The organism is Paraflavitalea sp. CAU 1676 (genome assembly GCF_029223285.1).
In the GTDB taxonomy this organism is placed as follows: Bacteria; Bacteroidota; Bacteroidia; order Chitinophagales; family Chitinophagaceae; genus Paraflavitalea.
Genome location: NZ_JARHUJ010000007.1, coordinates 465,210 through 480,108, shown reverse-complemented (window position 1 = coordinate 480,108; position 14,899 = coordinate 465,210). Strand labels below are relative to the sequence as shown.

The following is a 14,899-nucleotide window of genomic DNA, read 5'->3' as shown; positions in this document are numbered from 1 at the left end:
CCATGATCATACACGAATTGTTTGATAATTGCTAAGTGTTTTTGCTTAATTGATGTCTGATATACCGTGTTTTACACCCTTTTGTGTAAGTATTATGTAGAATACCGATTGTATTCAAAAACAAACGGGCACGGTTACTGCAAGATGCTATAATATTAGGCAAGTCTCTATGTGGGAAATGCTGCCAATAATTATAAAACAATGCTGCTTTCGGGTATTTTTATTAGGCTTCGGTGTGCTTAAGATTGTAAATTGTTAGTGCATTAATCAAAGTAGCAACTCCCCCAATCCATTGCGTAACACCAAAATTTGAATGTATGAACAAGCACGAAAAACTAGTGGACCCATTAAGCCTACCTTGCCAAGATTTCTCAAACTTGTCTTTCTTTCCTCTCATGACAAGGTGTCAAAATTATCAGGACAGACATTTGAAGAAGCCGGTGCAGTTCTCCGGCCAGTCGAAACCATGTTGTCACACCATTCCAGCCTAATTACATTGTTAACTGGTAGACTCAAAAATCGTCCGTAGACTCAGGATTCGTAAAGCAACTTCTCCAGGATCATTTTTTAATGTTATTAATTTATTACTCCACCCTGATTTAATGAGTGTGTGGATCCGGCCGTGACAAAGTGCCCGGGTCTTACCAATTGAACGATGTAGACAATGCCTCGATAACACCTTAAACCGGCGTTATGGAATCCCATTCATTCTACGTAACATTAAATTTTTTACCATGCGTCACGATCTACTCCAATACCTGACATTTCAGGTCAAGAACGAAAGGCCCGGCTATACTTACGAATTATCATCAGACCGCATAGAGAACATTGAAGGACGGTTACATCGTTTTATGCGTGAGCAGAAGCCTTTTCTCCGGTTTGGTTATTCTATCCGCGACCTGGCGGATGATATCGATATCCCCTCTTACCAGCTTTCTGCCTATCTCAACCGCGAGATCGGCTTGAATTTCAATGATTACCTCAACCAGTTCAGGGTGAGGTACTGTGAAGGATTGATGCAGGACGGGCTGGTAGGACAATTGAATCTGAAAGGCCTTGCGCTCAAATGCGGATTCAGCAACCGAAACACGTTGACCACTGCCTTTAAGAAATTTACCGGTTTTACGCCTTCGGTGTATACGCGGAATATTTTGACATTCAGGCGGGCGCCCGGCATTGCCGCGTTGCGCCCCACCAGTGAATAAGGCCAATAACGGCCCGGCAGGAAGTCTTTCCTGCCGGATCGTTATTTGAGCCAGTTGCTGCCAAATACAATGTACCAGGCCCAGGTATCGGGCCCGCGGGCAATGTCTATGCCGACTCTTAATTTGAACTTTCTCGCCAGGAGGTAGCGGAATCCGGTACCGCCGGATACTACCCAATCGGCGGGGCCAAACTCACTCCATTCGTCGAATGCTTTGCCGGTGCCGGCAAATGCCATGATACTCCAACGTTTTACCACATCCCAGCGGAATTCTGCTTCGGTAAGGATATCGGCCTTGCCCTGGTAACGGTTTACCGGCACTCCCCGCATGTCTACATAAGGCAGCTGGTAGAAGGGGGCGTCGCCAAAGACCTGTTGCCCATCCACACGCAGGCCTCCCACCAGTTTGTGCGATAGCTGCCAATACATATAGGTGTAGTAATTGATGCGCCAGAAATCGAAATCGCTGCCCAGGATCCCGTTGGACATATTCGCATCCACATGCAGTTTCTTGCCCCGGTCGGGGCTAAATATATTGTCGCGGTTATCGAGTTCGATGATGGCGCCCAGCTGGCTTATAATGCTACTGAACTCCATGTTCTTTACCAGGTTACTGAGGCTGGTATCGCCCTCATACGTGGCGTCGGTTTTGAGGAAGAGGTACTTGAAGCCTGCATACCAGTGGCTGTAGCCAATGCGTTTGGTGGCCTGCAGCATGGCCGGTATCGTTTTGAAGTTGAACTTCAGTTCCTTTTCTCCCAGCCGATCGAAGGTTCTGTAAAAGGACATGTTCACGTTGGCATATGCTCCAAATACGGTGTATTTGATACGGCTTTTGACGAAGGTGCCGGAGCGGAAGCCGCCAAGTATCCAGGTATTATTGGCCGTGTAAGCCAGGATGCCGCCTGTTACATTTGGTGCTACCGGTGTGCGCACCAGTTTGCCTTTTACCGAATCGATATAGGGTTTGTTCTTGTTTATGAATACAGGTATCAGTGCGCCTCCAAATCCGCCAAGGGCTGGTTCCGTAATGATATAGGGTACGGGCACGAATCCATTGGCATCGATGATGTAATCGCTGAGGTCGAACTTGCCATCGAGCGAATCCTTTAGCGATATGAGCTTTTTTTGTTTTTGCGCCAGGGCACTGGTTGTGACGGTTGTTGCCAGGGTGCCGGCCAGGAAGAGCGTTTTGAAGAATCCTGTCATAGTGATTTGCTTTTTGCGGTATGCTGATGTTTATGGAGGGGGCGTTTTGCTGGAATTGCCGTTGGCATTGGATTTTGCTTTACCGGCCCCGATGGGTATCGTTACGTTTAATTGCCACATCCTGTTGCGGTTAGCACCGGGCAGGTCTTTCTGGATATCTGTGAGCCCTCCGTAGTACCGGAGGCAAATGCCCATGCCGTGGTCTTCGCGCAGTTTGTAGACCAAACCGCCGGCCATGCCGAAATCGAGCTTTGTGATGGTTTCGCGGATCTCTGTAGTGTAGGACAGTTCGTTGTCGTTGACCTTGCCAGTGAAAATGTCTTTGGGTTTGGTGAGCAGGTTGACCTGCGGGCCCAGTTCGGCAAACCAACGCTTGTAGATCTTATACTGGATCAATACGGGCAGGCTGAGCGTGCCGATCTGCCTTTTTACGGCGCCCCCTGTAAAGAATTGGTCGAGACTGTCGTTGCCGGTGCTGTAGGGTAATATGTCTTTTGCACCAAATCCTCCTTTGGCAACCCCTTCGGGGTGAATGTACCAGCGATCGTTGAGTTTGATGTTGAAGTAGAGGCCGAGGTTGAGGCCTACTTTCCCTTTTCCGCCTGCTCCGCTTATATTGGTGAGCGAGGGGCCAACGGTCAATCCAAATTCGAGCTGGCCGGTATTGAGCTTGTTGCCAAACAGCAGGGCGATCAATACCTGGGCGCTGGCAGTGTGTAAGAAGAACAGCAGGCTCGCTATGCAAAGGGTTTTCTTCATGTTATTTCTTGCTCAAAGATTTCAACATATAACCGAGGGTAATGAAAAAGGTGCTGCCCTCGAAGCGGTTGCGGGCGCCTGTTTCGGCCAGCCAGCGCAGGCCCAGCTGGCTGCGGATGCCTGGCATGAATACATTGCCTTCCACTCCCCAGCCATACACGCGGTCTTTACTGCCGCTGAAGACGGTGTTGCCGACCGGTATCTTATCATCGGATATTTTAAACTGCATGTAATAAATAAGCCCGGCATTGAAGATCGTGGGGATGGGTGTTTTCCCTTTTTTGTACCAGGTATGGCCCAGTCCCCCTTCGATGCTCAGGATGTCGCCGGTTTTGATATCCGTATCTTTTTTGTCGCCATGCACTTCGTACGAGAAAGTGGTGGCAAAATGAAAAGTCTTGGTCTTGTTGAGAAATAGGGTAGTGCCGGCTGTTAGCTCCTGCGCCCACATGCCGAGGCCGGTGTTGTCATCGCCTCCAAATTCATATTTACCGGTTGGGATAAAGATGCCGTAGCCCATATTGAAGTCGGCCCGCTTGGTATGCCAGCCCAGCTGAATGGGTTGTATGTACATATCGGTAAAAGAGAAGGGGCCATCGACGTTGACCACGTTTCCTTCGACCCTGTTGGAAGCAAAAGGTACAATGATGGTGGCGCCCCAGTTGCCATTGAATACTTTCACATTGGTGACGATGCTGCCGGCGATGCCGGTAAAGAACATGTCGAGCGAGGGACTGCTGCTGAGTTTGTCGCCACTGCTGTTGCGGTATGAAGAGGCGCTGTAGACGTATAAGGGTATTGCCAGGCTGATGGAGGGCGGAGGCTGGGTGCCTGCCTGCAGGCCCTGATCGCCTAAGATATTGTAGCCTTTCAATTGCGCTGTCGCCTGCTGCAGGATACTGGTGCCCGTTAATAAGATGATCCATAGTGCCGCTGCTTTCCTGGTTGTATGTTTCATGGCGATGATTTTACTTGATTCTATAAGTTTTACCTGCGGCGAAACCCGCCCCTTGCGCCGCCACCGCCAAATGACCCTCGGTGTTGCTGGAATCGTTGGGTTTGTACCTGTCCGCGCTGCCTGGCCTGTGCCGACCTGTCGAGGCCACCCATTGTGTGTTGGCTGGTGCCTACCGGTTGTTGCCAGCTGCCATGGGTATACTGGCTCCAGTTGCCCTGGGCGTTCTTCCGGTAAATATTTCCATCGTGCCCCGCATAGGTGCCGTTGGTGGTGTGTGCTACGGTATTGCCGCGTGGACCGGTATTGATGACGCCGTGCTGACCGGTGGAGGTACGATAGCCGAAAGCGGTGCCATTGGCGGTGGAGATGTGGCCGGTTTGCACCCATTGGTTTCCTCTCGATGCCACTGAGTTGCCCCATTGCGCATACGCGTTATGTCCCTGCCGGGTGGCACCATATCCACCTGTCCATGGATTGTAGGTGCTGGCGGCGGTACGGCCGCCATACCATCCCTGAACAGAGGCAGAGCGTCCATAGCGGCCGGTTGCCGGATTGTACCAGGCGGCAGTGCGTGCTGCGCCATAGGGGCCATAGACTGCGCGGCCTGCTGCGAAGCCACCCGTCCACGGATTGTACACGGCGCCTATACCATAAGTACATGGCCATGGACGATAGATGGGATACAACATGCCGGGGCCCCACCAGATATAAGGCGGGTAGTACCAGCCCGTGCCAAAGGCAAGGCAGGCGCCCAATGCCGCACCGAATATGAACATGCCCAGGTAGCCGCTGGTATAGCTGCTTTCGATGGTGGTGCTGGTAGGATTGGTTTGTGTTACATAGGTTACATTATACACGGGCGATCCGGGAGGGATGGTGTAGATCTCTTTCGGTACCTCGTCGGCCACCGACCACGGGCCATTCGGCGTAGTGGATTTAAACCATACGGCCTGGAAGCAGCAATAATAGAGATCGCCCACTTTGATCACTTTGTCTTGCGTATTGGATGCATACTGCAGGTTGGTTTGATCGATCGGTTTGAATTGCGGCGCGCCGTCGTAGGTCACTTTTACTTTCGATTCTACCTCGGCTTTGTTGACGATAGCGGTGGTGGGTATCTGGGCAAGCATCACGGCATCGGCTGCTTCGAGGGTACCAGGTACCGATGATAGTACAGTCGCTTTGGGGGAACCGGCTGGTATTTTGCTGAAGTCGGTGGGCAGTTTATCGCTGGTAAAATGCCAGGGGCCTTCAAAGCCGGCGGCACTGAACCAGCGGCCCGAGAACAGCACGTAGTAGGTGTTGGTGGACTGATCGAGAAAGATATCGTTGTCGGTATTGGCGATGTACAACAGTTGTGTGCCGGGAATTTTGCTATAGACCGGCGCTCCTTTTAATTGTATCAGTTCGGCCGGTTTATCGCTGAAGAATATTTGCGGATTGGTGCCTGCGGGCGGCGGTGGCGGCACCAGCTTTTTGACCTCATCGAAGTTTTGTCCGGCCGGCAGCTTGCTCATGTCTTCGGGTAAGGCCTGGGTGTAGGTCCAGGGGCCTTTGAGGTCGTTGGCGGTGTACCAATTCTTATCCACCAGCAGGAAGTAGTCTTTCTTTTTCTTTTCCTGGAAGAGGTCCCAGTTGGTGTTGACGACAAATTGCAGTCCTGTTTTCTCTATGGGTGCGTAAACGGGCTCTCCTTCCACCATGAGCAGGATGGCGGGTCCAGCACTGTAAAAGATGGTGGGCGGTTCGTTGTTGAGTGCCACGCCTTGTGCCTGTGGTTCGTGCTGGTGCATATCGGCCAGCAGGCGGTCTACCGCTACAGGATCACCTCCTGTTGGGGCCAGCTGCCTGAACAGGTTGCCCATCAATTGCACGGAGTCACCCTGCAGAGAAGGGAAGCGTACATCGGTATAGGTTACATCGCGGAGGTAGGCCGTGCGGGTGTCTTTGTCTACGATCGTATTACAGGTGACGGATGCTACACCCATTATTGGCTGGCCGCTCTTCGGCTGCAGGGCGAATGCCATGCGGCCTTCCATGTTCTTGTAATTGCTCCAGCTTTCGACCTGTGGCTGGTAGTAGGTGAGGGTGGCTCCATTGGCAGCTGTTTGCCGCGGCCAGCCGAGATCCTGCAGGGGAGGGGGGGGCGTTGTTTGACTTTGCAATGGCGTGCAAAATATTAATGCGCCCGCGACGTGCAACAGGGTCTTGGATGTTCGTGTGTTCTTCATCTTTCAAGGCTTTTGTATAGGCAATAGTTTCCAGGGCACGTTGCATGATACACGTGCAAAGTTGTTGAGGGGTCGTTATAGGTCGCTGGTTCGCGTTAGTTACCCAAGCTTTCCCATATCTTGTCGATGTCGGGATTGAGGATGATGTCGGTTCGCCTGTTCTTGGCTTTGCCTGCTGCTGTACTGTTGTCGGCTACTGGATTGTATTTGCTTCTGCCTGCTGCGGTAAGGCGCGCTGGATCGATCTTGTAATCATCCCGGAAGGCGCGTACCACGCCATTGGCGCGTTCGGTGCTGAGGCTCCAATTGTCCATGCTGCCTTTCTTGAATTTGGCATCGTCGGTGTTGCCTACGATTACGATCTTCAAATTCGGGTAATCGTTCAATACGCCAGCCAGTGAGCCCAATGCTTTTTTGCCTTCTGCTCCCAATGCCGAGCTTCCACTCTTGTACAAGAGGTTGTCTTCCATGCTTACGTATACATAGCCATTCTTGTAATACACATCTACGCCCTTGTCTGCAAAATCGGTCAGGGCTGTGTTGATCTTATCCTCGAGTTCCTGGAGCGTTTTTGCCTGGTTTCTCAAAATGGATTGTGTGGCGATGAGCCTCGATTGGGCGGCTTCACATTCCTCTTTGTACCGGGTAAATGCTTCGACGTTTGCCTGTCTTTCCGATTTGAACTGCTCGAGCTGTGATTGCATCTGGGCGTTGGATTGTTCCAGTTTTTGGTTGGTGGCTTGCAGCTGGCCGATCTGTTGTTTCAATCCCTGACTTTCTGCTTCCAGCATTTTAGCCTTTTTGGAGGCTGCGCAGGAACAAAGGAGCACGATGGCGACAAAACTGATGATTTGTTTCATGATGTTCGGTTTTATGATGATCTGTTTCTTGTTGCGTTGTTTAGTCAGGCTGCTACTTTTTTTGGGTGGCGGATGGAGTGGGGAAGATGTTGATCCAATCGTCTTTCATGCTCACGACATGCCATTTGTTTTGTGCAGCCGCTTTGAGTGAGGCCGAATCTTTTTCCTGGTAAGCAAATTCCCGGTCACCATCGTCGTGGTTGATGAGCAGCTGGAAGGATGGGTACCGGCTGCTTTGACAATATTTAAGCATGGCGATATCGCCCGCGCCGCCTTCATTGCCGCAGGCAAAGACGGGACGTTGTCCGATATGCAATTGTATGCCGGGAGGTTTACCTTCTTTGTCATTGAAATGTTCCAGTACCGGCGTGCGCAGGATGGTACGGTTACTGTCGACGAACTGGTATTTGAAGCTGGTGCCGATCACCTGTTCTTTGGGTATGCCATAATAGGCGGGCGCGATGGCGCGTACAAACTCGATGGTGCCTCCGGTGCAGATGAATGTTTTAAATCCATTGTCGCGGAGGTATTGCAATAGTTCAAGCTGTGGTTGGTAAACGATCTCTTTGACGGGCTTGTTGAGGACGGGATATTGTGCGTTTTCGAAGAAGCTACCGGCTGCGGCCTCAAAGGCATCTTCCGTCATGCCCGTATGCGTGGCGCCTACCATTTCTACGAGTGCTTTTTCGCCGCCTTTTTCGAACCAGGCCTTGTCGTGTTCCACTGCCGCTTTGAACGGTTGCTTATTCGCCAATGCGGGATTGGCGGCCACCATTTTCTTTACCTGGTAGATGGCGAAGAGCTCCTGTACATAGGGGCGTTCGGCCCACAGCGTTCCATCATTGTCGAAGGTCGCGATGCGGTCGGCGGGTGGTATGTAGTCGGGGCTGCCATCTTTGGTGACCTTTTCTACATAGGCGATGATGGCTTGTTTAAGTGGTCCATCGCGCCAGCTGGCCAGGGCTTCCTTCCCGGCCGGCGTTGTGGTGGCCGGGTTGGTCGTTGATGCTGGTTGCTTGTTCCCGCAGGCGAACGTAAGCCATAGGCCCACTGTAAAGAATAGATAAGTTAATGGCTTCATGAGATGACTTTTGCTGTTGAATGATTTTTTATGTCCATGGTTGTTGTTGCTGGCCGATCACTGGTTGATGGGGGACGTTGCCCATTCGTTTTCGTTTTTTGCGGTAGTCGGGTAGCAATACCTTGAATTGTTTCAGGTTGGGTGGTGGCTGCCCGTCCTGGGCTTGTGTGTCGTTGAACGCGATTTGATTGATGGATTGCCATGACTGTAGCAGGGGTTGTTCCTTTTCCTGTTGCCAGGTGAGGGTTACCGAAGGTGATGGCCCGCTACCGTGAAAACGATCCCACCAGGGATAGAAATGGTGGATCACTCCCGACGGGCTATTGGAAAGATGGCGTAGCCGCCGAAAGTAAAAGGGTTCGCTTTGTATATAGGCGCTTCGCCTGGCCCGCAGCCTGATAACGAACAGGTAGCCATACCGGGCGAGGATATATAATAACAGACCGGCGCCGATGGCATATGCTGCGAATAAGTACCAGGGCAGGCCTGCGATGGTGTACGGTCCTTTTTTTGCCGGCTTTGCCACCTGTTTGGTTTGCGTAGCGGCCAGGCTGTCTTTGAGGGTTGTCATCATGCCGAGGTGGGGGTTGGGCGCCACGTGGATTGTTGCCGGGGCTGCGCTCTTTTTGTACAGTCGGCTGTTGAGCGGATTCCACCAGGTAATGGTGACCGGTGGCAACTCGAAGTCTCCCTCTTTTTCCAGCAGGTAGGTAATACTTTGGGTGAGTCTGCCATTGGCATCGTACTCATTGCGTTCATCATCCAGTTCTGCATCCTGCAGATAGGCGCTGGCAAATGAGAGGTTTTCGGAGGGTAGGGTAGGTATAAACTGGGGTAGGGTACCCTGAGCTGATATGGATACCGTTCTTTCCAGTACATCACCTACTTTCAGGTGCGTTAGTGGTTTGTTCCATCGTTCGCTGATGATTACGTTCTTGGCTACCAACCAATCGTTGCCTTTCAGTTTGGCCGGTACTGGCTTTACGGTAAAGTGCCTGGCCGGTGTAGCGATCTTTACCTGGGTAGCGGTAGACGATCCTTCGGGTGGGGTAGTGGCCACGATGTTGATGGGTGGTAAAGTGAAGTCGCCTGCCTGGTAGGGAAATACGATGAAGTAAAATTCCAGGCCCGCATATTGTTTGCCATCCACGTCGAACATGCCGGGTGTTGTTTGATCGAAGGGTAGCGTAAAGGCGTTGGGTATTTGAATGTTGTCGAATTCGAGTGGCTGCGTGTACCAGGTGGGTGTCAGTACGGTGATGGTTACCTTGAATGGTTGTTGTACATATACGCTGCTGCGGTCGAGTGCGATGCGTGCAAAGCAATGCCCCTGCGCTATTGCCCGCTGTGTTATCAGTATCAGTAATATGGCAAGCAGTCTTTTCACCAGGCTTCTTTGGGTTTGGGTATATGTTTGTAATACCGTTTCTCCTGCAGTTCGAAGCGGCGGTGCAGGAATTCGGAAGGGTCGGCGGCTACCTGGCGCATGAGGATGGCGCCCGCGGTTTGATTGGGGGGCTGTTGTTGCTGCTGCTGGTCTTTGGGAGGCCATTTCGCTTCTTTGCCGTGATGGATATCGGAGGCTACTTCGTCGGTGGCGCGATTGCCGAATTTGGGTAATTTCTTTACGCGGGTATCGGAACTGAGCTGTTCGTCTTTGCCCTGTGGTTTGTGTTCTTTCAATGGATCTTTCTTCTCCTTCTTTTTGTCGGCGGCCAGGTCTTTTTCCTTTTTGCTGACTGTTGTTTCGTCGTATTTTTTGATGCTGTCGGCTTTTTGCCTGGCGAGGCGGGTTTGTGTAAGTCCGTTCGTTGCTTTTTGCCGGAGGGTGGGGTCTTTGGCGCCTGCCTCTTCAAAGGCTGTCAGGGCCTCGTCATAACGTCCCAGACGTGCAAGCGCCAACGCGCGGTTATAGGTGGCAGTGGCTGAGCTGTCGAGTGCCCAGAGATCGGCCGCGGCGGTGAAGTTGCCAGCTTTATAATAGGCAATGGCTTTTTGGTTGTCGTCTTCAAACGTTTCGGCGGCGGCCTGGTAGCGGCCGGCATTTTCCAATAGCTGTGCCTGGTAGTTTTTGCTGTACCACCAATCGGGGTGTTGGCTGTTGACGCCGCAACCGGTAAGCAGGCCGCCCACCAATGGCAGCCAGCACCAATGCAATACCCAGCCTTTGCGGAACCAGAAAAGGGTGATCAGTAGTGCGGGCACCAGGAGTAGTGCACCCCGGTCGTCCCAGTCCTTGTCGTCTTTCGTTTTATCTTTTTCAAAGACCAGTCTGCCGGCGATGCGTGCGGCGATGCTGCCTACGTCGGTGGTGTCGAGTGTAAGCGGTGTGATGGCGATGGAGGTATCCTGTCGCAGATTATTGATGATGGTGGGCTCCTGTTTGGAAGTAATGTTGGGATGGCCGGGTACTTTGGCACCTGCGGGTGTAGACAGCAGCAACAATTCGATGCGGTGAATGGAATGTTGTGTAAACTGTGTAAGGAGTGCGGCGTCGTCGCTGGTAATGGCATCGGTCATCAGCAGCAGGGTGCTTGGCGCCTGTACTTTGCGCAGCATGGTATCGACTATTTGCACCAGCATGGACAAGTTGCTGCCCTGCACGGGCATGATGCGGTTGACGAGGCTGGCTGCATGGTGTTTGATGAGCTTGTAGTCGGATGTAAATGGCAGTACCGGATGGGCGGTGCCGGCATAGGCCACCAGTCCGACGCGTGCCCGGGGATTGGCATCGAGGAAATCACTGATCTTGAACTTTGCCCGCTCGAGGCGGTTGGGGGCTATATCGGTGGCGAGCATGGAGCCCGATAGATCGAGCGCGATCAATACGACAGCTTCTATTTTCTGCCCGGGTATCTTTTTCTTTTCCCAGGCAGGACCTGCCAGTGCGAAGATGCATATGGTGGATCCCAGTAAGAATAATAGTAAAGGAAGGAGGAGGGAAAGCGCGTTGCCACGGGTGAACATGAATGGGCGCAAAGCGGGTGGCAGAATGAGCTTCCATTTCTTGCGTTCGCGGTTGCCGAGTAAGAGGAGCCCGGCGATGATGCCCAGCGGTATGAACAAATAGAGGGCCTTCGGTCGCAGAAAGTGGAACTGCTCCCAGTTGATGCTACTGATGATATGTTCAAGTTCGCTCCACATAATTGCCTGCGCTGGTGGTGATGTGTCAGTTCCACCTGATCGCCTGGATAATGCCATTCAACAGGTGGAAGACCAGGGCCAGTGCAATGGCGCATGCCAATGGGTACATGTACAGCAATTGCACCGGCTTATAGGTCTCCTCCTCATATTGTACGGGCTGTAGTTTATCGAGCTCTTTGTATACTTCTTTTAATTGTCCTTCATTCATGGCGTTGAAATATTTTCCGCCGGTTACCCGGGCTATATCCTTGAGCGTTTTCTCATCTAGGTCGTAACCGCCACTGCCGTGGGCCTTTCCTATTCCCAACGTGTAAATGATGATGGAGTCTTTACGGGCTTCCTGGGCGGCATCGAGTGGCTGCACCTGCTGACCGGCATCGATGCCGTCGGTGAGCAGGAGCATGATGCGTTGTTTGATCGTATCCTCGCGGAACACTTTTATGCTGAAGCCGATCGCTTCGCCGATGCTTGTCATTTGCCCGGCCATGCCTACCTCGGTTTCATCGAGCAGCCAGGTGATGGCATCGAGATCGGTCGTGAGGGGAGCCTGCAGGTAGGCATGGGTGCCGAACATGACCAGGCCAATCTGGTCACTTTGGCGGTTTTTCACAAAGTCTTTCATGATGGTCTTTACCGCTGCCCACCGGCTGGTTCGTTTGCCATCAAGTATCCAATCGGTTTGCGCCATACTGAAGGAGATATCGGCTGCTATGAGGAAGCTTCTTACCGTTTTGACCTTTTTGCCTGGCTTGCCTACGTACCGGGGCGAGGAGGCTGCTGCCAGCAGGCATATCCAGCACAGGAACAAGGCTGCCAATCCCAGCCAGGAACGTGTGGTGATCCAGGCTGCTTTGCGTGGATGCTGACCCGAGAGTTTCGCTGCGCGGTCGAAAAAGGGTGCCAGCAGGGCTGCTCTTCTTTTTTTGAGGGCAGGCAACAGGAACCAGACCAGCAGTGGTAGTGGCAGTAACCAGTATATCCATTTATAGGCGATCTCAAAGTGCATAGTTGTACCGGTGGTATTGTATCCAGTTTTTAGATTTGGCGGCGAAAGCGGCCGCCTCGTTGAGCGGTATTTCCTGTTGTGTATACAGGGCCTGTTGCAGCAAGCTGGCATCTTCGCCGGTGAACAGGCTGCGCGGGGCAGTTTTGTTCAGCAACGCTACCCATTGGTCATTGCGCAGGGGGGCAATGCCGGGCCTGCCGTAGCGGCCCATGGCTACTCTTTTCAGCAGCATGTTGACATTGTATACAAATGCCAGGGGTGATCCTCCCTGTTGCAGCCGGGTTTCCTGTTGCTCTAACCACCCCAGGGCCTGCCGCCGGTATGCATTGCGCCGGTAATGGCGGATGATGAGCCTGGCTGCAGCAAGCAGAATGAGCATGATCAGGGCGCCCAGTACATACCAGCCGGGTGCCCCAAAGCGGAAGGGTACGGGTGGGGGCTCTATCAGGCTGCCGAATTCATTCATGATTAATGCTGTTTTTATGAATGGTGGTGTTGCTGTTGATTGGCAGAAAAGACTAATCAAGCAGCATTCCCATCGATTGTTTTACCTGTTCTTCTACGGGTTGGGTAGTGTTGAAGAATACGATCGGGATGCGGGTATGCCGGAATTCATCAGTGATGCTTTCTTTCCAGGCGGTAAAGTCCTGGCGGAATCGTTCGCCATGTTGGCGCCGGTTATTGCGCCAGGCGATCTGTTGTTTGCCGTTGGATAACACCAGTTTGCCTTCGGGGAGACTTTCCTCGAAGGCGTCGTATATATGTACCAGTATCACATCGTTGTGGTAGCTGAGGTTGCGTAACCGTTCTTTCGTTTCTTCGTCGATAAGGCTGAGGTCGCCGATGAGACTCACGACGTAATCGTGGGTGATGGCTGCCTGTGCCTGTTGAATGGCTTTGTTGAGGAATTCAGGACTGTTGCCGGCGGTTTTGCGCTGCGGCAATTGCCGGTTGCGTTCTACGATGCATTGCAGGAAGTGCTGTATGAGCGCTTTGCTGCGGCGCGGGTGTATATGATCGGCGCCGGTTTCGTTGAATATGATGCCTCCGGCACGGTCGCCTCTTTTGAGGGTATAGAAGGCTGCGAGTGCGGCCGCATGTGCGGCGATCACGGATTTGGTATATCGTTGGCTGCCGAAGAAGAGCCGGCTGGTTTGGTCCACGATGATGAAAGAGGGGCGTTCTTTTTCTTCATTGAATGTTTTGGAGTGGGTTTTGCCGGTGCGGGCCGTCACCAGCCAATCGATATTGCGGATATCGTCGCCGGGGGTGTAGAGGCGAACTTCTTCGAAGTCGAGACCGCGGCCGCGCAATTTGGAGGCATGGCGCCCGGCCAGCAGGGAATAAACGGGGTGTGCCGGCAACAGGTGGCCTGCCTGCACCAGGTACTCGAACCGCATGAGGTCGTGCAAGGTGGTTACTACCTCGGGCGGATAATCGATCGGTGTATTTTGTTTGAAGCGGAACATATCAGCTTACGGCTACATTTTTCAATAGTTCGTCGATCACTTTGTTGGCATTCATGCCATCGGCATTGGCGGTATAGCTAAGTATGATGCGGTGGCGCAATACGTCGTGCGCGATAAATCGAATATCGTCGGGTGTTACATAGTCGCGCCCCTCCAGCCAGGCTACTACGCGCGAACATTTGTCGAGCGCAATGGTGCCGCGGGGGCTGGCGCCATAACTGATCCATTTGGCCAGGTCCTTTCCGAATTTGTCGGGATAGCGGGTGGCTGATATGATGTCGACGATGTATTTCTCGGCTGCTTCGCTGGTCTTTACTGTGTTGATGGCCTTACGTGCTTCGAAGATCACTTCCTGTGGTATCACTACCGGTGCTGCGCCGTTGGTAGAGCCGGCCTCTTTCCGCACCAGGCGCATGATAGACAGTTCGTCGTCGTAGCCGGGATAGGTGACCTCGATCTTCATCATGAACCGGTCGAGCTGTGCTTCGGGCAATGGGTAGGTGCCTTCCTGCTCGATCGGGTTTTCGGTGGCGAGCACCATAAACAGCGGTTCCATGGCGTGTGTTTTACCGGCTACGGATACCTGCCTTTCTTCCATGGCTTCGAGCAGGGCCGCCTGTACTTTGGCGGGAGCGCGGTTGATCTCATCGGCGAGTACCAGGTTGCTGAACAGCGGTCCGGGCTGAAAGATGAACTTCTCTTCACTTTGCGGCTGGTAGATCTCGGTGCCGGTGATGTCGGAGGGCAGCAGGTCGGGCGTGAACTGTATGCGGCTGAGCTTACAGGCCAGGTGTTTGGCGAGGCTTTTCACCGCCCTGGTCTTTGCCAGTCCTGGTAAGCCTTCCAGCAACACGTTGCCATCGGTGAGCAATCCGATCAGGATCTTTGTGATCACATCTTCCTGGCCGATGATGTTCTCTCCAATTTGTTTTTTCAGCTCCAGTATCTGATCGCGTGTCGCCATCGGTAAGCATTTTG

The 14,899-nt window shown here is 52.6% G+C and carries 13 protein-coding genes; 1 reads left to right on the top strand and 12 read right to left on the bottom strand.

What is annotated here, in order from left to right; translation table 11 throughout:
- Positions 1 to 734 precede the first annotated feature (734 nt).
- Positions 735 to 1,205 carry a helix-turn-helix domain-containing protein gene (locus tag P2H89_RS24320; RefSeq protein ID WP_275831870.1) on the top strand — a complete coding sequence of 157 codons (471 nt, stop codon included), beginning with the start codon at positions 735 to 737 and terminating at the stop codon, positions 1,203 to 1,205.
- 41 nt (positions 1,206 to 1,246) lie between these two features.
- Here P2H89_RS24320 and P2H89_RS24315 read toward each other — a convergent pair whose 3' ends face one another.
- The 12 genes from P2H89_RS24315 to P2H89_RS24260 all read right to left on the bottom strand — a co-directional run bounded on the left by P2H89_RS24315 (position 1,247) and on the right by P2H89_RS24260 (position 14,885).
- The gene (locus P2H89_RS24315; protein WP_275831868.1) at positions 1,247 to 2,413 is read right to left on the bottom strand and encodes a BamA/TamA family outer membrane protein; all 1,167 of its coding nucleotides are present in this window, start codon (positions 2,411 to 2,413) and stop codon (positions 1,247 to 1,249) included.
- A gap of 30 nt (positions 2,414 to 2,443) precedes the next feature.
- On the bottom strand, positions 2,444 to 3,172 hold the full coding sequence (locus P2H89_RS24310) for a porin family protein (protein WP_275831866.1): 729 nt from the start codon (positions 3,170 to 3,172) through the stop codon (positions 2,444 to 2,446).
- A gap of 1 nt (position 3,173) precedes the next feature.
- Positions 3,174 to 4,130, bottom strand: a complete 957-nt coding sequence (locus P2H89_RS24305) for a transporter (RefSeq protein ID WP_275831864.1) — start codon at positions 4,128 to 4,130, stop codon at positions 3,174 to 3,176.
- 29 nt (positions 4,131 to 4,159) lie between these two features.
- On the bottom strand, positions 4,160 to 6,361 hold the full coding sequence (locus P2H89_RS24300; RefSeq protein ID WP_275831862.1) for a hypothetical protein: 2,202 nt from the start codon (positions 6,359 to 6,361) through the stop codon (positions 4,160 to 4,162).
- Between the two features lie 95 nt (positions 6,362 to 6,456).
- Positions 6,457 to 7,221, bottom strand: a complete 765-nt coding sequence (locus P2H89_RS24295) for an OmpA family protein (RefSeq protein ID WP_275831860.1) — start codon at positions 7,219 to 7,221, stop codon at positions 6,457 to 6,459.
- A gap of 52 nt (positions 7,222 to 7,273) precedes the next feature.
- Positions 7,274 to 8,302 carry an HAD family hydrolase gene (locus P2H89_RS24290; RefSeq protein ID WP_275831858.1) on the bottom strand — a complete coding sequence of 343 codons (1,029 nt, stop codon included), beginning with the start codon at positions 8,300 to 8,302 and terminating at the stop codon, positions 7,274 to 7,276.
- Between the two features lie 28 nt (positions 8,303 to 8,330).
- Positions 8,331 to 9,689: a BatD family protein gene (locus P2H89_RS24285; RefSeq protein WP_275831856.1), complete on the bottom strand. Its 1,359-nt coding sequence runs from the start codon at positions 9,687 to 9,689 to the stop codon at positions 8,331 to 8,333.
- On the bottom strand, positions 9,686 to 11,446 hold the full coding sequence (locus P2H89_RS24280) for a VWA domain-containing protein (RefSeq protein WP_275831854.1): 1,761 nt from the start codon (positions 11,444 to 11,446) through the stop codon (positions 9,686 to 9,688). Before P2H89_RS24280 ends, P2H89_RS24285 begins: the two co-directional genes overlap by 4 nt.
- 25 nt (positions 11,447 to 11,471) lie before the next feature.
- Positions 11,472 to 12,452 carry a VWA domain-containing protein gene (locus tag P2H89_RS24275; RefSeq protein ID WP_275831852.1) on the bottom strand — a complete coding sequence of 327 codons (981 nt, stop codon included), beginning with the start codon at positions 12,450 to 12,452 and terminating at the stop codon, positions 11,472 to 11,474.
- Positions 12,442 to 12,918, bottom strand: a complete 477-nt coding sequence (locus P2H89_RS24270) for a DUF4381 domain-containing protein (RefSeq protein WP_275831851.1) — start codon at positions 12,916 to 12,918, stop codon at positions 12,442 to 12,444. The genes P2H89_RS24275 and P2H89_RS24270 overlap by 11 nt, the downstream gene beginning before the upstream one ends.
- A 52-nt stretch (positions 12,919 to 12,970) precedes the next feature.
- Entirely contained in the window at positions 12,971 to 13,921 is a 951-nt protein-coding gene (locus P2H89_RS24265) for a DUF58 domain-containing protein (protein ID WP_275831849.1), read from the bottom strand.
- Between the two features lies 1 nt (position 13,922).
- Positions 13,923 to 14,885: a MoxR family ATPase gene (locus P2H89_RS24260; protein WP_275831847.1), complete on the bottom strand. Its 963-nt coding sequence runs from the start codon at positions 14,883 to 14,885 to the stop codon at positions 13,923 to 13,925.
- Positions 14,886 to 14,899 lie beyond the last annotated feature (14 nt).

Bases quoted from the DNA above. Each gene is read 5' to 3' on its own strand.
- P2H89_RS24320 (WP_275831870.1), top strand. From the start codon at position 735: ATGCGTCACGATCTACTCCAATACCTGACATTTCAGGTCAAGAACGAA.
- P2H89_RS24315 (WP_275831868.1), bottom strand. From the start codon at position 2,413: ATGACAGGATTCTTCAAAACGCTCTTCCTGGCCGGCACCCTGGCAACA.
- P2H89_RS24310 (WP_275831866.1), bottom strand. From the start codon at position 3,172: ATGAAGAAAACCCTTTGCATAGCGAGCCTGCTGTTCTTCTTACACACT.
- P2H89_RS24305 (WP_275831864.1), bottom strand. From the start codon at position 4,130: ATGAAACATACAACCAGGAAAGCAGCGGCACTATGGATCATCTTATTA.
- P2H89_RS24300 (WP_275831862.1), bottom strand. From the start codon at position 6,361: ATGAAGAACACACGAACATCCAAGACCCTGTTGCACGTCGCGGGCGCA.
- P2H89_RS24295 (WP_275831860.1), bottom strand. From the start codon at position 7,221: ATGAAACAAATCATCAGTTTTGTCGCCATCGTGCTCCTTTGTTCCTGC.
- P2H89_RS24290 (WP_275831858.1), bottom strand. From the start codon at position 8,302: ATGAAGCCATTAACTTATCTATTCTTTACAGTGGGCCTATGGCTTACG.
- P2H89_RS24280 (WP_275831854.1), bottom strand. From the start codon at position 11,446: ATGTGGAGCGAACTTGAACATATCATCAGTAGCATCAACTGGGAGCAG.
- P2H89_RS24275 (WP_275831852.1), bottom strand. From the start codon at position 12,452: ATGCACTTTGAGATCGCCTATAAATGGATATACTGGTTACTGCCACTA.
- P2H89_RS24270 (WP_275831851.1), bottom strand. From the start codon at position 12,918: ATGAATGAATTCGGCAGCCTGATAGAGCCCCCACCCGTACCCTTCCGC.
- P2H89_RS24265 (WP_275831849.1), bottom strand. From the start codon at position 13,921: ATGTTCCGCTTCAAACAAAATACACCGATCGATTATCCGCCCGAGGTA.
- P2H89_RS24260 (WP_275831847.1), bottom strand. From the start codon at position 14,885: ATGGCGACACGCGATCAGATACTGGAGCTGAAAAAACAAATTGGAGAG.